This window comes from Paenibacillus sp. TY11, assembly GCF_059772165.1.
In genome coordinates, this window is sequence record NZ_JCBAIQ010000010.1 from 173,277 (window position 1) to 198,952 (window position 25,676).

Here is a 25,676-nt window from a genome sequence, read left to right on the forward strand (position 1 = left end):
GGAAGCAAGATGGCCCGTGGGAAAAAAGTGGATAAAATCACAACATTACAGACGACGGCGATTGTGGTTAGCTTTATGCTGGCTGCTGGGTTGCTTACCCTGCCCAGAGAAGCGGTTGAAGCTGCGAAAACACCGGATGCGTGGATATCTGTCATTTTAGCAGGGGGGGTAACTTTCCTGTTCGGATGGATTATGGTTAAACTAAGTCAACGGTTTCCAGAGAGTACCTTTTACCAGTATGTTCAGCAGATCACAGGCAAAGCTGTCGGCAAAGGGTTAGGGGCGCTACTCGTCATTTATTTTGTTAGTATAGCTGCATTCGAAATCCGATCTGTGGAGGAAGTTACGTCGTTCTTTCTACTTGAAGGAACTCCGGCGTGGGCTATTTCAGCACTTTTTATGTGGATCTCTCTGTACCTTTGCATGGGCGGCATTGGATCTTTGGGGAGAATATGTCAAATTATATTTCCGATTACGGCGTCTATCTTTTTGTTGATATGCTTGCTGGGATTGAATGTTTTTGAATTGAATAATTTGCGCCCTGTCTTGTCGGAGGGGGTGATGCCAGTGCTTAGAACTCTCAAGACTACAACCCTGACATTAACGGGGACCGAGTCTCTGCTTATTATTCTTTGTCGCATGGAAAAACCGGAGAAAGCCACCAAGGCAATCGGGCTGGCGTTTGGGATCGCGGTCGTTTTTTATACGGCTGCGTTGATTCTGTGCATTGGCGTTTTTTCGGTGGAAGGGATTGTGACCAGAACCTGGCCTTTTTTGGATTTGGCTCGCAGCTTTGAAGTGGAGTATCTGGTATTTGAACGGTTCGAATCCCTATTGCTGTCGATCTGGATCATGCAAATTTTTGCCACATTCAGTATCGCTTTTTATTGCGCTTCGCTCGGAGTTTCTCAAATTTTGAATGGCTCTTATTCCAAGATGCTGTTTATTTTGCTCCCGTTCATTTATGTCCTGTCGCAAATTCCTAAAAACCTAAATGAGTTATTTTCTTTTGGAACGATCATCGGGAATGGATCTTTCATTTTGTTCGCTCTGCTTCCACTGCCGCTGTTACTTATTTCTCGCTGGAGGGGGGGACGGTCATGAAAAGAGTCCGGTTTGGATTACTCGGAATGGCGGGTCTTCTGATATGCAGTACACTTTCAGGTTGCTGGAGCAGCTCTCCGGTTGAGGATCTAAATCTGGAGACAGGCATTGCTATGGATGTAGCGGAAAAATCTTCGCAAGAAGAGCAAATTAATCGAAAAGGAGGAGAGTATCCGAAAAAAGAGTTAATTACGGGAACCTTTCAATTTATCATCCCAGAGGAAAGCGGCGGCTCCAACAGTTCCTCTCCACAAGCTAAAAAATTTTTTAATATTACGGAAACGGGAGATTCCGTTTTTGAAATGTTAAGAGAAATTTCGTTGCGGACCAATCGGCCTCCCATCGGACATCATTTAAAAACGATTATTATCAGCTCCAGTCTGCTCCGTAAGATTCCGTTGTATGAGCTGCTGGACTTTTTTTTGGGGGATAATGACATCCGGCCCAGCGTCCAGCTGCTGATTAGTACGGATAAGGCTGGCAATGCGCTTCAGGAGAGAATCCCCGGTCAGATTCCTGCCTATATCTTAAAGGATATTTTCGTAAACCGTAAACGAAACGCGCGGTTGATAAAGCCCGTGGCCTTGGTTAAAGTGATCGGTCCCATGAAGGGTAAAAGTAGCTTTATATTGCCTAATGTCATTACGGCAGAGAATGAAATCAAGCTCGCAGGTGCGGGAATCATCAAGGGAAAGACACAAACATACGGTGGATTTCTGAATGAGTCAGAGGTCGAAGGTCTCATGTGGATCAAAGGCCAATTGGCTGGAGGCGTGCTGAAAAGTACCGATCCGCAAACCGGTAAAAATATTGCATATGAGATCAAATCGGTGAAAAGCAGGATCAAGGCCATAGTTCAGGGGGACAATATTTCCTTCCAAGTAAAAATGACCTCAGAGGGACGCGTTTCGGAGGTTTTTAACAAGAGTGAAAATTTGCGCAGCAACAATGTGCTCGGACAAGAAGAGAGTCTCTTTCAGGAGAAAGTGAATTCATTAGCCGAACAAACCGTAGCCAAATTGCATAAGTTGCAGGCAGATGTCGGAGGTTTCGGAGAAGCTTTGAGGATTCAACATCCTAAAGTCTGGCATAAGGTCAAAAAGGATTGGGATACAACTTTTAGTACCATTCCAGTACGTTTTAGCACGGATATTCATATTGAGGATTACGGCTCTTCGATTACAACGGCAGACTAAAGAGATTCATTTTCACGTGTTATAGAAAAGCCTTCAATACCACGAATCTACGGGGCGTTGAAGGTTTTTTTATACTTCTTATTTCTTTTTCCTAAAGAACTATTCAAACAGGGACAGCGTTTCTTCCAGCCACGTAATATAGCTTTCCTCCCGATTAATGGCACGGCTCAGTACCAGATAATGGCCGAATTGATTAGAGCCGGGAGCTTGAAGGTTTTCGTCCAGCCGTTGAAGGGATTTTTTACTTTCGTACAGATATTCCAGCTTCACTTTCCGTTTGGCAATCTGGTCCTCGAACAATCGCTTGTTTTCTTCCTTGGGGATGGCTGCTGAGAAATACAGCATGAGCATAAACTCATCCTTTTCCGTTTCCGGTAACTCTTTGGGACTCAGCAGCCATTCGGTCAGCTCTTGGGTTCCTTTAGAGGTAATGCAGTACAGCTTCTTTTCCAGCTTGGCTCCTGTAATGGAGGTGCGATATTCAATGAGTTCCTCTTCGGTCAGCCTCTTTAACTCGGGATAGATCTGACTGTGTTTGGCGCTCCAAAATTGTCCGATTTCCTTCTTGAATTGACTCGTAATATCGTAGCCGCTCATTTCCTCTTTGTGAACCAGGCCCAAAATGGCATATTTTAATGTGCGTTTCAACGTAGCTCTCCTCGTAAAGCGGTATTTGACACTAGTATACCACAGTGCTACAATTCATATGTAGTTAAAAACATGTTTAAGTTTACATGTTTTAAATTGACTACTTATTATCTTTGGTCTCCTATTCAATTCATGAAAAACTTATAATTAGGAAAGAAGGATGCAAGATGGACAAGTTTATCGGCAGCCACATGATCTACACCTATGAGAATGGTTGGGAGTACGAAATATATATTAAAAATGAAAATACGATTGATTATCGCATTCATAGTGGGATGGTAGGCGGCCGCTGGGTACGTGATCAGAAGGTGAATCTGGTGAAGCTGGTGGAGAATGTGTATAAAGTATCGTGGACCGAACCGACAGGCACTGACGTTTCTCTGAACTTTATGCCTGAGGAAAAACGTATGCACGGTATTATTTTCTTCCCTAAATGGGTTCATGAGCATCCGGAAATCACTGTGCGCTATCAAAACGATTTTATTCCGCTGATGGAAGAATCGCGTGAAAAGTATGAAACGTATCCGAAGTATGTGGTTCCTGAATTTGCAGATATTACATTCATCGAAAATGCGGGTGTGAACAACGAACGATTGATTTCCCAAGCACCTTACGCAGGAATGACAGACGATATTCGTGCGGGTAAGCTGCAAGTATAATCAAAACCTTTGCTGATGGAAGTGGAAGTGTAAAGCCTGGCCTGTGTGAACAGTCCCAGGCTTGTTTATGTTAACTGGAGAGTGGGTTGAAAATGGGTCTGTGGGCGATATTTAGAATGAATAGTAGACCAGACCATGCTCAATGAGATACGAACGGCTAATCCGGGGAGTTAGGATGGGGACTGCTGGGGAGAGAATGTGCAGGTTCGCATGGGTAGCCAGGTCGGATAAGGCAGACAGAGCCAGCTCTGTTTTAACAGGCCCCCAGTGATCAGCGTGATGCTGAATATATTGCTCAGCCTCGGTCAGGGACAGACCCTTGAGTAAGGTAAACACGGAAGCCCAGCGGACGAGGTCAAAGGCTCCTTTAATTTCAAGCAGTTCGTATTCCGCCCGGCCTTGAGCGCCGTTACACGACATAGTAAGCAAGCCGCAGCAATGGTGTTGATAGGGTTTGGAGTCAGGAAATTGACGATAGTCGTATTGAATAATTTCCATGGAACCAATGCGTAATTGGGTCGCTTGGGGCGTTGTGGGCTGGGCAAGCGTCATGCTCATGCTAGAACGGCCTCCTTCTCGGGTTCACTGTAAATAGGGATGGAAGAATCATACGTCACAGCGGATGTAATGTAAATCACGAATACAAGTGTAAAATAAGGATATGTAGCGGAAAACGAGTTCTAATGCCAATGGAAACGGATACTTGCATCCGTTTCTTTTATTATCTTGCCGAACGTCTTTATATTACAAAAAGACAACCCCAGGTCTCCCCAGGGTCGTCTCTACTAAAAATATATTTCAGCATTTGCAAAATGCTAATTTAGCTGATCACACGGGTGCGACGTCCTGAATCGCTTCTTCTTCTTTCCAGATCACGTTCTCGCGATAGTTTGATCCCCAATCGTACATCGCTCTCAGTACCGGAATCAGGCTTTCACCATGCTCCGTCAGTGAATATTCCACATGCGGAGGGACGACGGGATAGACTTTACGAAGAATGAGTTTATCTTCTTCCAGCTCACGCAATTGGTTGGTCAGCATTTTTTGCGTAATGTGGGGGATCAGCTTCTTCAATTCACCGAACCGCTTGGTGCCTTCCATACCGAGATGCCACAAAATAATCAGCTTCCATTTTCCACCGATGACCGCGAGCGTCAATTCTTTATCACAATTAATCAGCTTCAAATCAATCCGGTCTTTTACAGTAGTGATATTCATCGACCTCCTGTCCGTAGTTATTCCAAGTATACTATTAATAACTACTATACGCAAAAGGAGATACATCCATTTTGGAAACTATGCATACGTTTGGGTACAGATAGACCGGACAGGGACAAACGGATGATGTGTGCAAGAATGGAAGAGTCCAGAAATCAGCGACGTTTAAGAAGGAATAACGATGGTGTTAAATGACTCCGGCTCCAGCTCCAAGCGGTGCATTGTTTCTCTGACAGACAGGTTCAGTACACGCGATTCCTTGAACGGGTTGGCGATGACTAGCACCCTTTGCCCGTCCGTATTTTGAAAAGCAACTGCGTTTCCAGTCCATGAGCCATGAAGTCCAATGCGTCTGGCACCCGGTAATACAAAATGAGAAAAGTGCTTCATGACGTAATGCTCCGGATTCAGGATAGGTTTTCGATCCGCTGGATCAACGGTAATCATCGAATTTTGCTCCCAGCCCCAGGTACTCTTGCCTTTCGGTTCCAAAACCATATTCCAGTAAATATAAGCATTCACACCATTGGTGAAGTAGTGTTGGTACAGGTTATATACATATTTGGCGTAGTCCCATGAGTTTTCTCCGTTCCCGCATTCATTTTCCGTCTGCATGTAACGAAGCTCAGGATAGCTGGCTACGGTGCGCTGAATGGCATTTTTGCCTGCCCACTGGTAGCCTACGCCTTTAATATATTTGTAGGCTTCGGGGTCACTCAACACGGTATGAGCATACTCATCGAATCCGGTAGAAGTTTTTTTCATTAATTCCTCCCACGGATCGGGGGCGTTAATGGTACCCAGCCAAATTTCCGTATCCAGTCCATGTTCCTCAAAGGCAGGGCCCAAATAGTCGCGAATAAATTCACGCAGCTGCTCTCCGGTCCATACACAGGAAGGGAACTTCTGATCGGCAATGACTTCATTTTGAACATGAACTTGATGGATCGTAATGCCTGCCTCGCGGTAAGCCTGAACAAATTTGACAAAGTACAATGCATACGCTTTCAAAATATCCTTTTCCCAGCGCAGAGTGCCGTAATTGTAGGCTTTAGGTGATTTCATCCATGTCGGCGGGCTCCAGGGTGAAGCGAACAGCTTCAAGTCCGGATTGAGTTGTAACGCTTCCCGAATAAAAGGAATGAGATACTGCTGATCGCGCTCAATGGAAAAGTGCTTCATCTCCACGTCGCCGTCCGTTTCATTGTGACTGTACCATTCCAGCGCGTAGTCACTCGCTCCAATAGGAAGTCGACAAATCGTAAACTTGTGCTCGCCCTCCGGGTGAAAGAGAGAATGAAGTATCCGATCCCGTTCGTCCTTTTCCAAATGGTTCAGGGCCACATAACCCAATTCATTAAAACAACCGCCAAAGCCTTCGACAAGCTGATGTGTTTCTTCCGTAATGGTTAGGTTAGCACTGTCTTGGGTTTCGGTAAGATGATGAGCTTGGGATTGCCAAGCTTTAGCTTTGGAAGTGGAAAACCATTGAATGGTTTGATTACTCATGTATTACCCTCCTGTTCAAGCTTTTTGTATCTCTTCTTATTATAGGGTAGGATCATAGGAGAAGAGATGGCCTGAGCCAAGACAAATTTGCCCTAATCCAAGTTGGAATTTGCGGATGAGAAGTTCTACTGATAAGAAGTGCCAAGAACACATAAAGTACACATGTCTTTGATATGCTGTTGTCCTAGAACGACCGAAAGAGGGAAGTCGATTGAATAAAAGAGTTCTTCTCGTGGAGGATGAAATACGTATTCGTGAAGTTATTGCGGATTATTTTAAACAGAATAATTGGGAAGTCTATGAAGCAGGCAATGGAAAAGATGCACTAATCTGGTTTGATTCGGTGCAGCCAGACCTGATTATACTCGATATTATGATGCCGGAGCTGGATGGTTGGGAGGTGTGCCGTCAGGTACGCAGCCGTTCAGGTGTGCCCATCATTTTGCTGACGGCCAAATCCGGTGATGATGATAAAATATTGGGCTTTGAGCTGGGGGCGGATGACTACGTTACCAAACCTTTCAGCCCCAAGGTACTGATCGCCCGCGCGAACGCGCTGATGAAACGGGTGGAGGGACATGTACAGCCGGAGTCGCATATTTTGCGGTTCGGTAGTGCTATTCTCAACACGATGGCTCATCGGCTTGAGGTGGATCAGGCAGAAGTCGAGCTGACGCCCAAGGAGTATGAGCTGCTGCGACTGCTTATACATAATAAAGGCATAGTCATTTCACGGGATGCGATACTGAACCGGGTGTGGGGCATCGACTTTGAAGGAGACACACGAGTTGTCGATACGCATATCAAAAAGCTGAGAAGTAAGCTAGGTCGTGAATCACGCCATATCCGCACGGTTTTTGGTACAGGCTACAGGTTTGAGGAGGAAGAATGAACAAACGGGGAGTTACCTTTAAGTTGTTCATTATGACGGTTGTTTTTTTCCTGTGTTTTTACGGTATGGTGATTTTAAGTCAATTGCTGTTTTTTGAAAACTTTTATCAGCAACAGAAGATTGGTCGTGTGGAAAGCCGTTTGCAAAGCTTCGGTCAAAGTTATGTCAAGGAGGCTTGGGGATCGGGCAGGGTTTCGCGAGAGGCAGCTCGCTTTATGTTTCAGAATAAGAACCAGTTGGCGATTGTAACGCTGGACGGCAAAGTAAAGCTGGATGATCCCTTTCATATCAGTCTCAGAAAAGCAGATGGTAAAATTGCTAAGATATCGCTATCTCTGTTTATGAGCGAGTACGGAGATGAGCTGAGAACTGCCCGGATTCAGCCCGGTGATACGGTAACTGTTGAAGGTGAGGTATTGGGGACTGACGGCATCTCTTCTGCCAACTTAATTTATCCAACAGGCATCCAGAAGCCTGGTTTCAAAAATATAGGAACGACATCGGAAGAAGCCAGCACAGATGGCAGTGTAAGATTGTCCGGTACGGTGACAGAGATTGTACTGCCGGATCTGAAAACATGGAGTCAGCGACAAGGATTACTGTTTAGTGCGCTGGAGGAATGGTTTCCTTTATCGCAGACGCATCTGGAGAGGCTCCAGAATTTTGAAGTGTTGGAGGAAGAGTGGACAGAACCTTGGACGGGTGTACGTAATGCAGTTATAGTCCATCCTGTTCGTCAGAACACGGGCGAGATCGACCTACTATTCACAGTGACCTCGTTGCAGGAAATCAGTGAGACGAATGAAGCTCTGCGCTGGTTTTATCTGTATTTGGGGATCGGGGGATTTGCACTGATTCTGATTTTGTCTCTATTCTATTCCCGAATGGTGACACGTCCGCTCATAGCTTTGAATAATACCGCCAAGCGGATGGCTAAGCTCGATTTTACAGCCCATACACCCATCCGGCAAAATGATGAACTGGGCAGCCTTTCCTACAGCATGTATACCCTGTCCCAGAACCTGGACACAGCTTTGCGCGAGCTTCAGGAGGCCAATCAGCAATTGGTAGAGGACATGGAACAGAAGCAGAGGATGGAGGCTGTGCAACAAGACTTTTTTGCCAACGCTTCTCATGAGCTGAAAACCCCGCTGAGTATCATTAAAGGCTTCGCAGAGGGGCTACAAGATGGGGTTAGCGCCGGGAAGCAGGATCATTATATAAAAGTCATTGTAGAGGAAGCGGACAAAATGGAGCGATTGGTCAAGGATATGCTGGACCTCGCCAAATTGGAATCGGGTACCCTCAAGCTTCGCAAGACGACCTTTATGCTGAGTGAGCTGGTGGAGGAAGTCGTGGACAAGCTATTCCATCTGTTGAAGGAGAAAAAGCTGGAAGTGGTCATTATCCCCGCCAATGAGATGCCGATTCATGCCGATGCAGGATGGCTGGAACAGGTGATTATCAACTTTGTTGTCAATGCCATGCGGCATGCTGAGGAAGGAAGCTCGATCACGATTCGTATCGAAGGCTCTGGGGAAATCAATACGTTTTCCATTGAAAATAAAGGTGAGACCATTCCTGACGATCAGCTGGAGCAGATATGGGATCGTTTTTACCGGGCCGAGCTATCACGTAGCCGCCAGACAGGTGGGACAGGACTCGGGCTGTCGATCGTCAAACGAATTTTGGATTTGCACGAATTCCGCTATAAGGCGGAGAATACCAAGGACGGCGTCCGTTTTGTCGTCGTATTCGGAGGCTAAGCTATGACAAAGGAGTTAAGGAGTATGAAATGGAATTGGTTGCCCTCACTATGCACGATTGCAAACCTGGGGGCAGGGGTCTTATCCCTGTATTTCACGATTCATGAGCAATATATGACCGCTTTTATTCTCGTAGTGGTGGCTGCTTTATGGGATGTGTTAGACGGTTTGCTGGCAAGGCTGCTGCATTGCTCCAGTGATTTTGGCAAGCAGCTCGATTCGCTGGCGGATGTTGTCTCATTTGGTGTTGCCCCTGCTTTTCTGATCTTGTTATACAAGCTGGGAGATACCCATTGGATAGGTCCGCTTGTAGCTGTTTTGTTTGTAATATGCGGTGCGGTGAGGTTGGCAAGATTCAATCTAATGGCTTTTAGCAAAGGTTTTGTAGGTATGCCGATTACGGCGGCGGGTGTGATTTTGTCTTTTATGTTTTTATGGAGTGAGCATTTGAAGTCGGGGTTGTTGCTTGCGCTAATGGTAGTGCTGTCGTTCCTGATGGTTAGCCGTATTCCCTTCCCGTCCTTCAAAAAATAATCGGTCAGGAGGTGGCGTCCCTATGGAATGGGTCATCACCATGATTACACAATACGGATATATCGCTATTTTTGCGCTTCTTGCCCTTGGAATTATCGGCCTTCCGGTTCCAGATGAAATTATTATGGTGTTTGTCGGCTATTTATCCTCTATTATGGTACTGAATTATTCGGTGTCTATATTGGTCAGCTTCATCGGTGCGATGACAGGGATGATGATCAGCTACACGCTAGGCAAAAAGCTGGGTCAGCCCTTGGTGGATAAGCACGGCAAGTGGGTCGGATTGACACCGAAGCGATTTGCAAGAGTTAAAGGGTGGTTTGCACGCTTTGGATTGTGGACCATTTTGTTCGGTTATTTTATCCCAGGAGTCAGACATGCGACAAGCTATTTGTCGGGGATTAGTGCGATGCCTGTCCGAAAATATATGCTGGTGGCAAGCGCAGGCTCTCTAGTATGGACGCTTGTCTTTATCTCCATTGGTTATATTGCCGGGGCGAATATAAACTTTCATTAAGATGACTTCAAAAGTAATGTAGCATTTTTCATGTATTGCACCGATAATATAAATAAAGATACTGTACAACCAGTGAGGGGATCTGTATTGAATGCTTTAATGAAGTATATTGAGAAGTTACCCGGGTTTCTGCAAATAATCTTGAATATCTCGCTTTTTCTGGTCGGGCTGATTTTAAGCTTCTTACTTCTAAAAGAAACATGGTCTATTTTTTCTTATGTTTTCTTGTATACAGAGGCCGACAAAAATTACTATGAATTCACGGAAGAGTTGCTTGTGTTCTTCTTGTATTTTGAATTCATTGCATTAATAATTAAGTACTTTAAAACCAATTTTCATTTTCCATTACGTTATTTCATCTATATTGGGATCACGGCCGTCATCAGGCTCATTATTGTAGATCATGATGATGCTAAAAATACATTCTGGTGGTCCATTGCTATCCTAGTCATGGTAGGTTCTCTATTGATCGCTAACAGTAAATTGTTAAAAAGAGAAAGTTGATGCTGGGGAAGATTGCAAGGTTGACAGACAAGTGGGAGAGAGGGAATAAAGACGAATGGTAAGAAACTGGATGAATCATGCGGGCGTCAGGCGGATAGCCGTCCTTGCGATAATCGTTTTGCTGTTGTTTATGTTAAGAAGCATGATGAATATTATGTTGTTAACACTGCTGCTTACGATCCTGATTGGGAGTATATATAACGGAGTGAATAAGCTGGTCAAGCGGTTCGCCAATGTGCCGTCAATGATCGTGCTGCTTCTGGTGTATGGGCTGCTAATCCTGATTATGGTGTGGGGCGTTTACCGAATGGTGCCGCTAATCATTGTACAGGTCAAGCAGGTGTATCTAATGATTCAGCAAGCGTATATGTATCCTGATCGTAATCAATGGAACGAAACGATTATCGAATTTATGGATACGCTGAATGTTCAGCGGCTATTTGAGCCTGGCCTGAGTGCAGTGATGAAGGTCAGTCAACTGGGAACACAACTGCTGGTGTCGATTATTTTGAGCTTGTTCTTCCTGATGGAAAAATCCTATATTACACGTTTTACAGCTACGTTTGTAGATAGCAAGCTGGGCTGGTTTTTCAAGGAAGTGGGTCATTTTGGCCGTATGTTCCTGGATACGTTCGGGAAGGTATTGGAGGCTCAACTGCTGATTTCACTTATTAACTGTATATTGACCACAATTGCGCTCTGGATTATGGGCTTCCCTAATCTGCTCGGTCTTGCGCTCATTATTTTCGTGCTGGGATTGGTCCCGGTGGCAGGTGTGTTTATCTCGCTGGCACCGCTCGGCCTGATCGCTTTCAGTGTCGGCGGCATTCAATATGTGGTTTATCTGGTTATATTGATCGTGGTGATTCATGCGATTGAGGCCTATTTCTTAAATCCGAAGCTGATGTCGTCCAAAACGAATTTACCGATCTTCTTTACCTTTGTCGTACTTATTTTCTCTGAGCATCTGATTGGAATTTGGGGCTTAATTGTAGGTATTCCGCTGTTTGTTTTCTTCCTTGATCTGATTGGGATAAAACGCAAACAAGAGAAGGATACCTGATTCAGCACTATAGATTCCACCCTAGTATAGTGACTATTGATTTGCCACGAATGCCTGCGAAGCCGCAGGCATTTTTTTATTGCCCTTTTATTCATAGGAAGGATTGCTGACGCTCATCATCATGCAGGAGGTGTCCAACGGCATTATCTAATGCATTCTCACCTGCTTTTTTATAGTACACTGAATATGCAAGATTAGATCAAGTTAAAAGAAATGAGATGATACGGATGGAACAGAAAATTAAGGTATTGGCTATATCGGGTAGCCTTCGTCAAAAGTCCTCCAATACAGCGCTTATGAAGGCTACTATTGGGCTGGCTTCTGAAAATATGATGTTCACCGTCTATGATGGATTGGGGGATCTTCCGTATTTTAACCTTGACTTGGATATAGATGAGGGGTCAGCTTCCGTAAGAGAGCTACGGGAATAATTGAAACAAGTGGATGGAGTGCTGATCTGTACACCGGAATATGGAAATGGTGTGCCGGCGCTGAAACTAGGCAGGAGCTAGAAGCATTACTTCAAGGGCTTGAGCAAGCATGCTCAAGCACAGGAACTCTTTAGATTTTTGAAGTTTAATAAAGGAAAAGCAGCGGCAGTCTAAGATTTCATTTTCACCTTCGAAGCTGCCGCTTCCTCTTTTAATTGACTTTAAAGTTTGAAATATTGCTAAATCATCAGGACGTGTATGAGGTCACGGACGGTCGATAAATTCGTATAGAAAGGATTGACCCTCCCGATAGAAACGCGGGTCATATACGCCCAGACGCTGTCCGTCGTCTACAACGACCACGAAGGGCGACCATTGCACAAGCGTTTGCGCCTTCGGATTGCCAGCAAACAGCGAATCTAGATTGGCCTCATCCTTGGATGGCAGCTTCGCCACCGTGTGAAAGCCTGTCCAGAGGGAGCCTTTGCTCAAGGTGACCATGGAGTCTTTTTTGCTAATTACAGTGAACACACCGGGTACAAAATCGGCAGATAGCGCTGCCTGCTCATAAGGTGCTTGTGTCTTTTGCTGGTGCAGAATCAGCATACCTTGGGCGGTCTGAACAGTGAAATGCAGCGCCATCAGCGCCCATACGATCCGGTAAACGGTCATCGAAGATATCCGGGCAGAACGCCGGAAGCGGACATAGAGGAATCCCCCCAGCATCAACGCCCATAGGACAAGGTCCACAATCGAAATCGTCCCGAAGGTCACTCTCATCTGCGAGAAAGGCTCAAAATAACCGGTCCCCCAAGCATTAAACAGATCGCTCGTATCATGAATGAACACAGCCAGCAGGGCTATTCCAAACCACTTCCAGCCGGATTGCCGGAAGAGCAAGCGCACCAGTAAAGCAATGAATGCCGCCCATACGGGAACGAGGAACAGTGAATGGGTGAGGCCCCTGTGCCACATCTGGTATCGCCCCGACACATCCCACAATGTAGAAATCACATCTATATCAGGGATTTGCGAGCCAATAACAGTGCTGAATAGCAGTGCGCCTCTTTGCTTGCGCGTCATATTCGGCTTTTTGACTGCGCCGTATAAGGCCAAGCCAAATAATGTGTGTGTGATGGTATCCATAATGACTCTCCTTTTGGCACAGATATTCTAATTGTAGCATGGGACTATTGTATGTGGAGAGCGTGATATAATAGAGCACAAATCGTTTCATAGATTGATGACTGGAGCAGAGGAGTGAAGGCTGGTGTATGAACAAATTGTAACGTATGGTCTGAGCAAAAAAGAAGCTGTTAAGGATTATCCATTTGGTGCTGATCCGCTGGTACTAAAAGTAGGGGGCAAGATGTTTGCTCTATTATCTGAAAAGGACGGCATTAGCCACGTATCCCTAAAATGTGATCCGGTCATTGCAGAAAATCTGCGTGAGCAAAACAAGGCGATTAAGCCAGGTTATCATCTGAATAAAAAGCATTGGAATACGATAGAGGTTGATGCTACCTTTCCACTGGAGGATTTGTACAGCATGATCGACCATTCGTATGAGCTGGTCTTCAAGAGCTTAACCAAAGCGCAACGCGAAGCGATTACGATGAGAATACGGGCCGATCTGTAAAGGGCTGGTGAAGCCCTTATAGTTTTACTTGACAGAAATCACGAATGGATATATTCTTAATTTAAAGATAATTCATTTAAAAATAATATCAAGGGTGGAACTTAACATGAGCGAACTGGTGAATATTATTCAAGAGAGAAGATCAGCTTCTAAATTTATTCCTGATGTTACTATAGATGCAAAAGAACTAGAAGAAATATTTCAGCTGGTGAAGTTTGCTCCATCGGCTTTTAATTTACAGCATGCGCGTTATATCGTAGTGCAGGATGCTAATACCAAACAAAGACTGCATGATGAGGCAAGTAAGCAGTACAAAATATTAATGGCTTCGGCGACCATTATAGTGCTGGGGGATACAGAAGCTTATACCAAGGTAGCTGACCTCAACGAAGGATTCCTGAATTTAGGTGTCCTGAGCAAGCAGGAATATGATAGTACAGTGGAATCGGTAACTCAGTTTTATCGCGAGCGGGGACCTGTCTTCCAGAGAGAAGAAGCGATCCGTAATGCCAGCCTGTCGGCTATGCAATTTATGTTGATTGCCAAGGACAAAGGCTGGGATACTTGCCCGATGATCGGCTTTGACCCGGCGAAGGTGCAGGAAGTATTGAATATTCCAGAACAATTTGTGCCTGTGATGATGATTACCTTGGGGAAAGAGGACGAATCGGGTCAGCGGCCACGGGGATACCGCAAGCCGGTTGGACAATTTGTCAGCTACAATGGATTTTGATTTTTTCTAATATTGTAAATGAATTATCATGTTAATAAAGGAGTGATGAAGATGTCATTGAAAACCGCTGGAATTCACCATATCACGTCCTTTGCAGGCGACCCGCAGGGCAATGTTGACTTTTACGCAGGTGTGCTTGGTTTACGATTGATTAAAAAGACGATCAACTTTGACGCTCCAGAAGTATACCACTTGTATTTTGGTAATGAAGAGGGCAGCCCAGGAACGATCATTACCTTTTTTCCAGCTCCGGGTACACGCAAGGGTAAGATTGGAGGCGGACAGGTCGGGATTACGACGTATGTCGTGCCGTCCGGTGCTTTGGAATACTGGGAAAACCGCCTGCATAGCTTGAAGGTGTCTTTCACGAAGGCTACTCGTTTTGGCGAGTCATTCATCCAGTTCCGAGACAATGAGGGCTTGCATCTGGAGCTGGTGGAGCGCGAAGAAGGCCCGGTGAACACGTGGACAGCCGGCGGTGTGCCTACAGATAAAGCCATCAAAGGCTTTGGCGGCGCGGTACTGTATAGTGCAGATTCCAAGCATACGCAAGGGGTACTGGAGAACGTCCTGGGGATGACTCCTATTGGAGAAGACGAAAATGCAGGCTACATCCGCTATCAGACGACTGGGGATTTGGGTAACCTGATTGACATTCCGGTCAAGGATGTACCGTGGGGGAATGGCGGTGCCGGTACGGTTCATCATATTGCCTGGCGCGCGCAGGACGACACGGAGCATCAGGCGTGGAACGAATGGGTTCACCAGCATGGATTTGGGACCAGTGGTATTGTGGATCGTCAATACTTCAATGCCGTATACTTCCGCGAGCAAGGCGGTATTTTATTCGAGATCGCAACTGATCCACCCGGATTTACCGTGGATGAGGAATTGAATGAGTTGGGGCACAAGCTGATGCTGCCTGAATGGTATGAGCCTCAGCGCGTCCTGATTGAGTCTAACCTGGTTCCTATTGAACTTAGAGTGATCAAACAGGATTAATCGGTTTGAGCAGGACAATCATATATGCAGCACAAAAAGGTCCAATGCGGGTATTTCCACCCCAATTTGGACCTTTTTGTCTCTAAATTGCCATACAGCGTAAAATAAGCGTGAAAGAGCGGTTTAGATCATGAGCAGTTCACGAATCTCCAGCTCGGTCAGTGCTGAAAGAGTTTCTTGTCCCGGCTGAATGACCTGATCGATCAGGTTTTTCTTTTTTTGCTGTAGCTCATACATTTTGTCCTCTACCGTACCTTGGGCGACGAGACGAATAACCTGCACGACTTTTTTCTGACCCATTCGGTGTGCGCGGTTGGTAGCCTGCTCCTCTACAGCGGGATTCCACCACAGGTCATACAGAATGACTGTATCTGCGCCGGTGAGGTTCAGGCCAGTGCCTCCTGCCTTTAGGGAAATCAGGAACAGCTCGCGTTCTCCTTCGTTGAAGCGACTGCACAGCTCGACTCGTTCCGGAGCGGGAGTCTGCCCATCCAGGTAAAAGTAGGACACCCCTTCTCGAGCAAGCTCGCGTCCGATCATTTGAAGCATCATGGTGAACTGTGAAAAAATGAGTATCCGTTTCCCGGAGCTGAGACATTCCGTAATGATCTCCAACAGCTGTTCAAATTTGGCGGAGCTTCCCGTATATCCTTCGATGAACAAGCCCGGATGACAGCAGAGCTGACGAAGTCGGGTCAGACCTGCGAGAATTTTGATCCGATTTTTCTGAAATCCTTCCTCGTTGAGATGCTTCAACGTTTCATGCTGGAGCTTGGCCAGATAGGCTGTATACAGCTTTTTTTGATCTGGCAGAAGCCGGGATACCTGCACGGATTCGATTTTTTCCGGCAGTTCCTTTAGGACATCGCTCTTGAGACGGCGCAGCAGAAACGGACGAACCCGCTTGGCAATCACATTTCGAGGCAGGTTGTGAAACGCTCTTTTTCCGCCGGGAAATAGCTCAGGAAATACAACGTCGAAGATGGACCACAGCTCTTCCAACGTATTTTCTACTGGCGTTCCTGTCAGGGCAAAACGGTAACGGGCTTTTACATCCTTAACAGCCTGCGCCGTCTGGGTGGCATGGTTCTTGAACGCTTGTGCCTCATCCAGAATAAGCGTATGAAACGATGGCTTGCTGTACACATCTGCATCGCGTCGTAGCAGCGGATAGGATGTAATGACGACATCATAACTGGCGGCATCCCGTATGATCCGCCCGCGTTCTTCCGGGCTGCCATCTGCGATAGTGACGCGGATATGTGGGGCAAACTTCTCCAGTTCATTTCGCCAATTATACACCAGTGATGCAGGGGACACGATCATGGCTGGAAGCTGCTGGCTGCGAATCTCCGGCAATACTGAGACGAGAAAGGCGATACTTTGCAGCGTTTTACCCAGCCCCATATCATCTGCCAAAATGCCCCCAAAACGGTAATGCGCCAATGTCTTAAGCCATTGAAAGCCGTAAACCTGATAATCTCTCAAGATTGGAGCAAGCATGTCTGGAACTGGAAAGTCGAGATGGTCTGGGTTACGTATATTTTCCAGCAGCTGACGAAAGGTTTTACCCAAAGTCAGGTTTTTCCCATGATCGTGAGGATCAATTAAGTACAGTCCTTGCGTGACAGGAACACGAATTTGCGCTGCATCCAGATCGCTTTTGCGGATACCTGTTTCATTCATGAACCGAATCAATTCCTTGTACTCCTCTGTTTCCAGTGGGAGCAAGGCACCATTCGGCAGACGGTGATATCTCTGTTTTTCTTCTAATGATTTGAGCAGTTTGCGAATTTCCGGTTCCGGTATGCCCTCCATATCAAATTTAAATTCAAGCCAATCCGTACGTTCATCCCACTCCGCGCGTATCCTTGGGGTGGGCAGAGTGTTGTTTATCTTTGATTTGACTGCACCTGTGGCATAGACGTCCAGCAGCTTTTCCAGTTGCGGAACAGTATGGTATAAAAAATCATACTCTGCATCTTCATCTTCCATAAAATATCCGCTGTCTGTTCTGGCGAACGAGCTATGCTCCATCAGCTCCAAAATCCGCTGCTCCTGTTCCCCATCACGTATCAGAATACGGTCGTTACCTGGCGTTCGTGCATCTGTTTCCAGCGGGTTGATGATGATATCCCCATATTGGAACTCCAGCCCTGCGAGCAGCTTGTCTCTTACTCGGTCCAGATATAGCTTTGCCTTCAATGGCTGCTGTGTGACCCGATCTGAGACGGAACGTGTCATATGAACACGTCCGAGCTTCATTAACCCGGGTACAACCTTGTCCATAAAAGATTCCATCTGCTCCGGCGCAATCTGAACTTTTCGCCTGTGATGTACTTCTACCATCCGTTTTAGCTCAGACAAACGCCGTAAGGGGTCGGCTTTCTGTTTGACAAGCTTGCCATCGGCAATGACGACACCATAGTCTTCCATGATGGTCAAATCATCCATTCCCTGAATGCTTAGCTGGTAGCCTTCGGTTTCAGCTCCAGCCTCATCGAATTCAAATTGCAGCGGAAGCATCTGATCCGACTGGGGAATACCCTCGCTTGTGTTTCCATGGATTTCAAAATAAACGCCCTGTGCTGCTGTCAGCAAGGGAAATAGTTTTTCCCAGGCCGCAGGCGGGATAAGGAGCATTCGCTCACCGCTCATATGGCTGCCAGAGGATGAATACGTACCTGAGGTTTCCCGAATCATGCGCTCATGGTGGCAAACCTGGGATAATTGCTGGAGAATAGCGTCATGTTCAAGTCGGAAGCGGTATAGCTCAGGCTCGTATGAGAAGCTTTTCGTGAACATGTAGCTATCCCCACGGTCAATACTATCCAGAAACGGACGAATTTTCTGGACGATATATAATCGTTTGGGCCCAGCCTTCATTTCCACACCGAACATATATTTTTGGTAACCGTAGGCAAAAGGCCGGATGATGAATTGAAAATCCAGGATCGCACGAGTATCCAGCAGGGTTGGCGTGCTGCGAAGCGGTCGCTTGCGGCCGAATAGTTTTAACATACTGTCGGTCAGCTGGAGGTCCCCTTGTGTAATGCCAGAGGATCGTGCCGTTCTAGCAGTGTGATCATATGGGGCATCTGCAGATGTATACATCCCGTCTGAATCCATGCTTCCTGCTGTATCTGGGTCAGTGCCGGGATGAAGTCTGGAGGCATAGGAGCGTACAGACAGACTTTTTCCACGTCGCATATCATAGGCGTTAAGGAGAACAGCAGCGATATGCTTACAATACCGTCCGGTGGTCTGAAATGTGCTACAGGTGCATTCCGCGCGGATAGTGCCATTGGGACGGATCATCACAGCAACAGCATAAAAGCCGCTTCCTTTGACTGTAGCTTCGTACACACCTTCATCATGATCTATTTGTGTAAAGGCCACCTTTTTGGCCCGATAATAGGCATCCCCGTCGTCATAAGCGGCTTGACTGCATAGTTGTCTGATGGCTCGCCGGGTAAGTTCAAAGCTCATGGTTCGTAATCCTTTCCTGAGTTATTCCGTTTTCTTACATGATAACAGAACAGACAGGAGGATGGACACTTGAGTGCGGAACGTAACTTTACGAAAAAGGAGAGCAGAAAAAAAGCAGGCCTTGGTGTCATTGAACCAAAGCCTGCCAGGCGGCTACACTATATTATATGTCGGGCAACCCTTCTTCTTGCTCTTGGACTCCCAGCGCGTTGCGTGCCATCTCCATATACTCATCTATTCCGGACTTGAGGGCGAATTCGGCGATAAGCACAGGGTAAGCCGCGGTTAGTTCAACGATATGCTCGCTCATACGTGGCCATACACGTCCGCCTGCTGCCTCGTAAAACTTCAATAAACGAGTAAGCTCTACTTCTCCGAACAAAGTATAGTAACTCGTAAAATCAATCGCTGGATCAGCTACTTCAGCCTCGGTCCAGTCCAGCATTCCAGTAACCTCTGTATTCGAAGAGACTAGAATATGGCCTGGGTGAAGATCGCCGTGTACAAGTGCAGTATATTCCGGCCAGTAGCTATCTTCCGCCAGCCAGGCCTGCCATCGTTGCCAAAGTTCATCAGACACACCAATGACACGCCGTATTTCCTTCATCCGCTGAATCATCAATTGCCGAACTTCGTCGTACTGCTTAACGCGGACACCGAATTCTGCTGCCCGTTGGTGATCCGTCCGGTGCAACGCGGCTAAGGCTTTAGCGAGCGAAGCAACGAATCTTTCCGTCAGAGCGTCAGGTTTGATGAACCATACGTAGCTTTTTGTTTCCATATCAATGGTAGCGGCAGGAGTGCCCTTCAGCTGAGGATAGGCGATGAGCTCTGGACTATACACTTGCCAATCCGGTACCGCCACAGGAAGAGTATCACGAATCGTCCGAAGCACTTTATGCTCGTAAGCGGCTGATTGAACCACATCTGTTCGTCGCGGTGTACGTAGAACCCAAGGGGTACCCTGGATGTCTTTGGCGAATACAGCTCGGAAATCTAGCCCGGATTCATTGAGCTCCAATTCTTCATGTAGTATGTGAAGCCCGTTGCTTTTGGCAAGGATCAATATATCGCTGACGTCATTCGGGTTAGTCAAGGAACGCTTTTCAGTCATATGAAACACACCTCATTGTTCAGATTTAGTTAAAAAAAAGATAACTTAAACAAGCCTCAGCCCTTCATATGAAAAAACGGGTTGAGCTTCATTGAAAAGCCGATCCTTTTATCTGAGACGTATGTAGTGAGTACACATGAAAGTGCAAACCTCCTTTTACAAAATAGGGCATCTAACCCAGCACTAATATACCATTCGACATTGGAGGATGTCTAACAATATGCGGAATAATGTACATAGCTACCCCAGTTCGCTTATCTGTGGGTTAGAGAAGTTTTTACAAGCTGTACATAGCAGGATACAATAGAAGTGTTAGAGAAAGGAGAAAGATACTTTTGCCAAAAGAAGACCAAAAGACTGATTCCAAGTCCGGCTCATCCAAATGGTATCTCGGTAGTGCAGCAGCATTGCTTCTTCTAAAAGGCAAGTCGTTGCTTGCCCTTTTAAAATTCAGTAAATTTGGCGGTGCGCTGATATCTATGGCATTGACGATTGGCACGTATGCGATCATTTACCCGTGGGGATTTGCGGTCGGGTTCGTGTTGCTGTTGTTTGTGCATGAGCTGGGGCATGTATTGGCCGCCAAGCGTAAAGGGCTTCCCGTGTCAGCGCCGTTATTTATTCCTTTTCTCGGTGCGCTGATTTCGATGAAACGGCATCCTTTAGATGCGCAAACAGAGGCGTATGTGGCGATGGGCGGCCCGTTACTGGGCACGGTTGGAGCCATGGTGGTATACGCAGGAGCCTATGCAATGGACAGTCCGCTATTGTATGCGCTGGCGTATGTCGGATTTTTCCTGAATCTGATCAACCTGCTGCCGATTCATCCGCTCGACGGAGGACGGATTGCTACGGCGGTGACACGCTGGCTGTGGTTGGTGGGTCTGTTGGGTGGAATCGTCGTCATTGTGTATTTAAAATCCTTTTTGTTTTTCTTTATTTGGGCGCTCTTCGCCTATGATTTATACAGAAAATATGTCAAGCGCAATAAAGAAGACGTCAAGGTCCAATCCCTATTACAAAAGCCGCTGGTTAACGTACAGCATCTGTATGAGCAAGGATATCCGCTGCCCGGACCAGAGCATACGCGCAGATTATCCTTTAATACCTACTCGGATCTGGAGGGGCAGCAATATGTGACGGTGTATATGGAAAGTCTGGATGTGGAGCAGACGCTTCTGCTGCCACAGCAGTGTCTTGTCCAGCATGTATGGCTGAACGGTGTGGAACATATACCGACGCCGGATGCGTATCAGCTCAGATTGCTGTGTGGGATTGATTACATTCCGTTTGAAAATGATAAATATTACGAAGTACCCGCGTCCTCACGCTGGAAATTCGGCATCGGTTATTTGACCCTGGCCGTGTTCTTGATGGGGATGATGTATGTGGTGCACCAGCATATAGGGGATATTAGGCTGTGATCCGAATGATAAGAACTTGGCCATGATTTTAGATCATTAAGGCCATGGGACTGATTATAGAAAATAGAGTGAAAAGAGCGCGACAGCCGCAATATTCGGTGTCACGCTCTTTTTTGTATGATTAACACGGTGGAGCCTTTGCTATCCTTGCTTATATCTAGCTCCTTTGTTCATCAGTAATCGGCTTTAACGTCTGGCGGTATTTAAGCGGACTGATGCCCGTCCAGCGCTTGAATTGCCTGCTGAAATGAGCCAGACTGGAATATCCAAGTAGAGAAGCCACCTTGTTTAGTGGCAGATTAGGCTGCTGGATCAGCACCTTAGCCTCATGCAACTTGGTCTCCGATAGATAGTGACGCGGTGAATAGCCATATACTTTGCGGAACACTTCCTGGGCATAGCCGGGACTAATCCCGAGGGAAGCCGCCACATCTTCAAGCCGGAACGTCTGCTCGCCAGATTCATCCTCCCGATAAGGCTTGAACCTCGATTGAATGGCTTCCATGATGGCCTTAGCATATTGAACAGATGAAGGCGAAATCGTAGGCTCCAAACCGGTAGATATCATTTGCGAGAATATCCCGAATAGCTCAAATAAGGCAATCTGCATGCGAAAACGATCTGCTGTCGTATATTCTCCGCTCTCCTGCACCATGCCAATCCAGCTATGGACGACCTTTTGCAGTTTGGTATTCGTTTCAGTACCCGCCGGGAAAAAGAGCTGATTGTTCTTAATCATTTCCTGACGGAACAATGGATCATCGACATTAAAATGAGTGCTAAAATAATACATGCCGTTTGGGGAAACACACTGACTCACATGCTTGAAACCCGGCGGAATAATTAAAATATCATCTTCCCCAACCGAATATACGTTATTTTCCATAATCGTTTCCTGACGACCTTCTAAAATAAGTGCAATTTCAAAACCGATATGAGATTCCTCAGGCATGCACCAATCCGCTTTGACCCGGTGAATATGGGCGCCAAAAAATTTCACATTCCAGTCAATAATGGGTAGCCATTGGCAATCGTGGAATAGAGCTGGATCAACATCAGGATTTAATATCATCAGATCACCTTCGATTAGGGCAAATTTTACACCGCTTAGACAATCTCATTGTATCTAACATTTAACTATAATAAAAGAGCGTTTACAAATGCTATAGTATAAGCTTTTACATAAAAGAAAGCGCTTATATGTAGATATTTTGAAAGCGATGCTATTTTATACGGATTATGTTGGCATATCTGTTTCTGTTATCGGTACTTTATTCGGACTAGCCCGCATATGGGATGCGCTTAGTGCTCCGATCTTCGGCGTGATCATTGACCGGGCTAATCTAAAGGGTGGTTTGTTCAAACCATGGACGAATCTCGCTTCCATCATTTTGCCAATACTTACTGTGCTTATTTTTCTCGTTCCCAGTGATGCGTCGCTTACCGTCAAGGTGATTTATATCGCCGTCACGTATCTGGCATGGGAAATGTGTTATACGATCAGTGATGCGCCCGGTTTTGATTTGGCTACGCTGATGCCGAAAAACACGCACGAACGTGATCTGTTAATGTCCAGAGGCCGGACGATGGTTTTCTTGGCTTTTATGGTCATCTCCTCGTCTTCGGTAGCTGTGGCTAATCAGATATCTTGGCCGATTTTAGCGCTGATTGTTGCCGTAGCGGGTTTGGTCTTAGCAGGCTATATCCCGAATGCAGCGCAGACCGGACAGGTTCTTACATGGATTTTCGCGCTCTATGCGGTAGTACCTGGTGTGGGGGCCTTAATTACGGCAGGTCTGTTCGCGTGGCTGTACAAGATTAAAGAAAAAGACGTAGAAGGCTGGCTGGCAAGTGCGAAAAAAATCAGCAACAGGCTGATTCTGCGAAGCAGGGTGTTGCCGATAAATCCATAACCGTTCCGTCTCTGACGAAGCCGCATAACAGCCACGGTGTTTAAAAAAATAATAAATGGTATGACATACCCTATTACGAGAGGATTTTGCAAAAATCCGATAAGCGACTTCCAATGAACAAGATATAGATCGAAATGGTTTAGTTCGTCTATATCTTGCACTTCGGAGCGACTGGAATCGAATTTTGCAAAATCCTGACGAACCTAATTGGAGGACGACTTGATGAAAAAGATACTGTACGGTGTTGCTTATTATGATGAGTATATGCCTTATGACCGTTTGGACCAGGATATCCAAATGATGAAGGATGCGGGCATCAACGTGGTGCGGATTGCCGAATCCACTTGGAGTACGCATGAACCGCAAAACGGCGTGTTTGATTTTACCTCTGTGGATCGGGTGCTGGACGCCATGCATAAGGCGGGCATCGAAGTCATTGTGGGGACGCCCACCTATGCCGTACCCACATGGCTGGTGAAGGAGCATCCCGATGTATTGGCGACAACGCCTCAAGGTCCGGGCAAATATGGAGCTCGCCAGATTATGGACATAACGAACCCGGTGTACCTGTTCCATGCCGAGCGAATCATACGCAAGCTGATCGGACGGGTGAGTCAGCATCCGGCGGTCATTGGCTTTCAGACGGATAATGAGACGAAGCATTACAACACAAGCGGGCCCAATGTGCAATTGCAATTTGTAAAGTATCTGCGGGAGCGGTTCGAATCGCTGGAGGAGCTAAACCGCAAATTTGGTCTGGACTACTGGAGTAATCGCATCAATAGCTGGGAGGACTTTCCTTCGGTGGTCGGAACGATTAATGGAAGTTTAGGCGCAGCCTTTTCCCAATTCCAGCGCAAGCTGGTGACGGATTTCCTGGCATGGCAGGTCGCGCTGGTGAATGAATATAAGCGGGAAGACCAATTTGTTACGCAAAACTTTGATTTTGAATGGAGAGGTCATTCCTTTGGTGTTCAGCCAGACGTGGATCACTTTGCGGCATCGCAAGCCTTTGATGTGACTGGGGTGGATATTTACCATCCAACACAGGATGATCTGACTGGAATTGAAATTTCCTTCGGTGGCGATGTGGCGCGTTCGACGAAACATAATAATTATCTGGTGCTGGAAACGGAAGCGCAGGCTTTTACCCACTGGGTTCCCTATCCGGGGCAATTGCGTCTACAAGCGTTCAGCCATCTGGCTTCTGGAGCCAATATGGTGGCATACTGGCACTGGCATTCCATCCATAATTCCTTCGAAACCTACTGGAAGGGTCTGCTCAGCCATGATTTTGAACCGAATCCTGTGTATGAGGAAGCACAGACCATAGGGAAGGATTTTGCAAGATTGTCTCCGCATTTGGTCAACCTGAAAAAGAAAAATAAAACGGCGATCCTGGTCAGCAACGAAGCGTTGACGTCGATTGACTGGTTTAAATTTAATATGAGCAGCCCCTTGAATTACAATGACATCGTACGCCGGTTGTATGACGAGCTGTACAAACTGAATATCGGGACGGATATCGTTCATCCAGGTACAGAATCGTTGGACGACTATGATCTCTTGATCGTCCCGGTCCTCTATTCTGCCCCAGACGCACTACTGGAGAAGCTAAACCGATATGTGGAAAAAGGTGGTCATGTCGTATACACATTCCGAAGCGGATTTACCGACGAGCATGTGCAGGTAAGAACGTCCCGGCAGCCGGGTGTGATTAGCGAAGCCTGCGGCATTCATTACAGCTTGTTCGTGGAGCCAAAGAAGGTGACGCTTAAGAATAATCCTTTTGAGGTGGCACCAGAGGACAATCAGGTAGATACGTGGATGGAGCTGATTACCCCGACGACTGCCGAAGTATTGGCCTATTACGATCACCCGCATTGGGGAAAATATGCCGCAATTACGCAAAACCGCTATGGTCAGGGAACAGCGACCTACATCGGCTGTATCGTCAGCCCGGCGGTCATCCGCGAATTATTCAGCTCTGTAGCCAAAAAGGCAGGAGTATGGGGACTGGATCAGGAAACGTCTTATCCGATCATTGTTAAATCCGGCACGAATGAGCTGGGACGGACAATCCGGTACTATTTTAACTATTCCGAACAAGCAGGCTCGGTGGTGTATCCGCACGGAGACGGTAAGGAGCTAATCGGAGAGCAGACAGTTACTCAAGGACAAACGCTCCAATTGGAGCCTTGGAGTGTTATAATTATCGAAGAAGCGTAAATGATGAATAGTGGGCTGAAACCGACATACGAATAAAATCATATAGGTATCCCGCCGAGAGTATCCGGCAATTGAAGCGCCCCTGCGAATAG

24 protein-coding genes are annotated in these 25,676 nt (G+C 46.5%); 16 read left to right on the forward strand and 8 right to left on the reverse strand.

Annotation, left to right across the window (positions count from 1 at the left end; all coding sequences use genetic code 11):
- Positions 1 to 9 precede the first annotated feature (9 nt).
- Both AC6EJC_RS13630 and AC6EJC_RS13635 read left to right on the forward strand, forming a co-directional pair.
- On the forward strand, positions 10 to 1,104 hold the full coding sequence (locus AC6EJC_RS13630) for a GerAB/ArcD/ProY family transporter (RefSeq protein WP_444954414.1): 1,095 nt from the start codon (positions 10 to 12) through the stop codon (positions 1,102 to 1,104).
- Positions 1,101 to 2,300 carry a Ger(x)C family spore germination protein gene (locus AC6EJC_RS13635; RefSeq protein ID WP_444954415.1) on the forward strand — a complete coding sequence of 400 codons (1,200 nt, stop codon included), beginning with the start codon at positions 1,101 to 1,103 and terminating at the stop codon, positions 2,298 to 2,300. Before AC6EJC_RS13630 ends, AC6EJC_RS13635 begins: the two co-directional genes overlap by 4 nt.
- A gap of 99 nt (positions 2,301 to 2,399) precedes the next feature.
- Here AC6EJC_RS13635 and AC6EJC_RS13640 read toward each other — a convergent pair whose 3' ends face one another.
- Positions 2,400 to 2,948: a PadR family transcriptional regulator gene (locus AC6EJC_RS13640; protein ID WP_444954416.1), complete on the reverse strand. Its 549-nt coding sequence runs from the start codon at positions 2,946 to 2,948 to the stop codon at positions 2,400 to 2,402.
- A 167-nt stretch (positions 2,949 to 3,115) separates the two neighbouring features.
- Here AC6EJC_RS13640 and padC point away from each other — a divergent pair, with 167 nt between their 5' ends.
- A complete protein-coding gene (gene padC / locus AC6EJC_RS13645; protein ID WP_444954417.1) occupies positions 3,116 to 3,607 on the forward strand; it encodes a phenolic acid decarboxylase in 492 nt (163 codons plus the stop codon).
- A 111-nt stretch (positions 3,608 to 3,718) separates the two neighbouring features.
- Here the strand turns inward: padC and AC6EJC_RS13650 are convergent, their stop codons facing one another.
- The 3 genes from AC6EJC_RS13650 to AC6EJC_RS13660 all read right to left on the reverse strand — a co-directional run bounded on the left by AC6EJC_RS13650 (position 3,719) and on the right by AC6EJC_RS13660 (position 6,334).
- The gene (locus tag AC6EJC_RS13650) at positions 3,719 to 4,165 is read right to left on the reverse strand and encodes a hypothetical protein (protein WP_444954418.1); all 447 of its coding nucleotides are present in this window, start codon (positions 4,163 to 4,165) and stop codon (positions 3,719 to 3,721) included.
- 270 nt (positions 4,166 to 4,435) lie between these two features.
- The gene (locus tag AC6EJC_RS13655; protein ID WP_444954419.1) at positions 4,436 to 4,825 is read right to left on the reverse strand and encodes a winged helix-turn-helix transcriptional regulator; all 390 of its coding nucleotides are present in this window, start codon (positions 4,823 to 4,825) and stop codon (positions 4,436 to 4,438) included.
- 165 nt (positions 4,826 to 4,990) lie between these two features.
- On the reverse strand, positions 4,991 to 6,334 hold the full coding sequence (locus AC6EJC_RS13660; RefSeq protein WP_444954420.1) for a glycoside hydrolase family 30 protein: 1,344 nt from the start codon (positions 6,332 to 6,334) through the stop codon (positions 4,991 to 4,993).
- A gap of 211 nt (positions 6,335 to 6,545) precedes the next feature.
- On the opposite strand from AC6EJC_RS13660, the gene AC6EJC_RS13665 reads away from it, so the two are divergent.
- The 7 genes from AC6EJC_RS13665 (at position 6,546) to AC6EJC_RS13695 (ending at position 12,041) form a co-directional block, all read left to right on the forward strand.
- Positions 6,546 to 7,226 carry a response regulator transcription factor gene (locus tag AC6EJC_RS13665; RefSeq protein ID WP_444954421.1) on the forward strand — a complete coding sequence of 227 codons (681 nt, stop codon included), beginning with the start codon at positions 6,546 to 6,548 and terminating at the stop codon, positions 7,224 to 7,226.
- A complete protein-coding gene (locus AC6EJC_RS13670; RefSeq protein WP_444954422.1) occupies positions 7,223 to 8,992 on the forward strand; it encodes a sensor histidine kinase in 1,770 nt (589 codons plus the stop codon). Before AC6EJC_RS13665 ends, AC6EJC_RS13670 begins: the two co-directional genes overlap by 4 nt.
- Before the next feature lie 24 nt (positions 8,993 to 9,016).
- Positions 9,017 to 9,526 carry a CDP-diacylglycerol--serine O-phosphatidyltransferase gene (gene pssA / locus AC6EJC_RS13675; RefSeq protein WP_444954423.1) on the forward strand — a complete coding sequence of 170 codons (510 nt, stop codon included), beginning with the start codon at positions 9,017 to 9,019 and terminating at the stop codon, positions 9,524 to 9,526.
- 22 nt (positions 9,527 to 9,548) lie between these two features.
- Positions 9,549 to 10,043, forward strand: a complete 495-nt coding sequence (locus AC6EJC_RS13680) for a DedA family protein (protein ID WP_444954424.1) — start codon at positions 9,549 to 9,551, stop codon at positions 10,041 to 10,043.
- 87 nt (positions 10,044 to 10,130) lie between these two features.
- Entirely contained in the window at positions 10,131 to 10,547 is a 417-nt protein-coding gene (gene psiE / locus AC6EJC_RS13685) for a phosphate-starvation-inducible protein PsiE (RefSeq protein ID WP_444954425.1), read from the forward strand.
- Between the two features lie 55 nt (positions 10,548 to 10,602).
- Complete coding sequence (locus tag AC6EJC_RS13690; protein ID WP_444954426.1) at positions 10,603 to 11,610, forward strand: AI-2E family transporter; 1,008 nt, start codon at positions 10,603 to 10,605, stop codon at positions 11,608 to 11,610.
- A gap of 227 nt (positions 11,611 to 11,837) precedes the next feature.
- A complete protein-coding gene (locus tag AC6EJC_RS13695; RefSeq protein WP_444954427.1) occupies positions 11,838 to 12,041 on the forward strand; it encodes an NADPH-dependent FMN reductase in 204 nt (67 codons plus the stop codon).
- Between the two features lie 264 nt (positions 12,042 to 12,305).
- Here the strand turns inward: AC6EJC_RS13695 and AC6EJC_RS13700 are convergent, their stop codons facing one another.
- The gene (locus AC6EJC_RS13700; protein ID WP_444954428.1) at positions 12,306 to 13,187 is read right to left on the reverse strand and encodes a metal-dependent hydrolase; all 882 of its coding nucleotides are present in this window, start codon (positions 13,185 to 13,187) and stop codon (positions 12,306 to 12,308) included.
- Positions 13,188 to 13,311: 124 nt separating this feature from the next.
- Here AC6EJC_RS13700 and AC6EJC_RS13705 point away from each other — a divergent pair, with 124 nt between their 5' ends.
- The 3 genes from AC6EJC_RS13705 to AC6EJC_RS13715 all read left to right on the forward strand — a co-directional run bounded on the left by AC6EJC_RS13705 (position 13,312) and on the right by AC6EJC_RS13715 (position 15,415).
- Complete coding sequence (locus AC6EJC_RS13705; RefSeq protein WP_444954429.1) at positions 13,312 to 13,680, forward strand: MmcQ/YjbR family DNA-binding protein; 369 nt, start codon at positions 13,312 to 13,314, stop codon at positions 13,678 to 13,680.
- A 106-nt stretch (positions 13,681 to 13,786) separates the two neighbouring features.
- A complete protein-coding gene (locus AC6EJC_RS13710; RefSeq protein ID WP_444954430.1) occupies positions 13,787 to 14,413 on the forward strand; it encodes a nitroreductase family protein in 627 nt (208 codons plus the stop codon).
- A 51-nt stretch (positions 14,414 to 14,464) separates the two neighbouring features.
- Positions 14,465 to 15,415, forward strand: a complete 951-nt coding sequence (locus AC6EJC_RS13715) for a ring-cleaving dioxygenase (RefSeq protein WP_444954431.1) — start codon at positions 14,465 to 14,467, stop codon at positions 15,413 to 15,415.
- 123 nt (positions 15,416 to 15,538) lie between these two features.
- On the opposite strand, the gene AC6EJC_RS13720 is transcribed toward AC6EJC_RS13715, so the two are convergent.
- Positions 15,539 to 18,904 (reverse strand): DEAD/DEAH box helicase, encoded by a 3,366-nt coding sequence (locus AC6EJC_RS13720; RefSeq protein ID WP_444954432.1) that lies wholly within the window; start codon positions 18,902 to 18,904, stop codon positions 15,539 to 15,541.
- 163 nt (positions 18,905 to 19,067) lie between these two features.
- Positions 19,068 to 20,018 (reverse strand): macrolide 2'-phosphotransferase, encoded by a 951-nt coding sequence (locus AC6EJC_RS13725; RefSeq protein WP_444954433.1) that lies wholly within the window; start codon positions 20,016 to 20,018, stop codon positions 19,068 to 19,070.
- A gap of 335 nt (positions 20,019 to 20,353) precedes the next feature.
- Between AC6EJC_RS13725 and AC6EJC_RS13730 the strand changes: the two genes are divergently transcribed.
- Positions 20,354 to 21,442 (forward strand): site-2 protease family protein, encoded by a 1,089-nt coding sequence (locus AC6EJC_RS13730; RefSeq protein ID WP_444954434.1) that lies wholly within the window; start codon positions 20,354 to 20,356, stop codon positions 21,440 to 21,442.
- Between the two features lie 157 nt (positions 21,443 to 21,599).
- Here AC6EJC_RS13730 and AC6EJC_RS13735 read toward each other — a convergent pair whose 3' ends face one another.
- A complete protein-coding gene (locus AC6EJC_RS13735) occupies positions 21,600 to 22,514 on the reverse strand; it encodes a helix-turn-helix domain-containing protein (RefSeq protein WP_444954435.1) in 915 nt (304 codons plus the stop codon).
- 148 nt (positions 22,515 to 22,662) lie between these two features.
- Here AC6EJC_RS13735 and AC6EJC_RS13740 point away from each other — a divergent pair, with 148 nt between their 5' ends.
- Positions 22,663 to 23,355, forward strand: a complete 693-nt coding sequence (locus AC6EJC_RS13740) for an MFS transporter (protein ID WP_444954477.1) — start codon at positions 22,663 to 22,665, stop codon at positions 23,353 to 23,355.
- 222 nt (positions 23,356 to 23,577) lie between these two features.
- Positions 23,578 to 25,584 (forward strand): beta-galactosidase, encoded by a 2,007-nt coding sequence (locus tag AC6EJC_RS13745; protein WP_444954436.1) that lies wholly within the window; start codon positions 23,578 to 23,580, stop codon positions 25,582 to 25,584.
- Positions 25,585 to 25,676 lie beyond the last annotated feature (92 nt).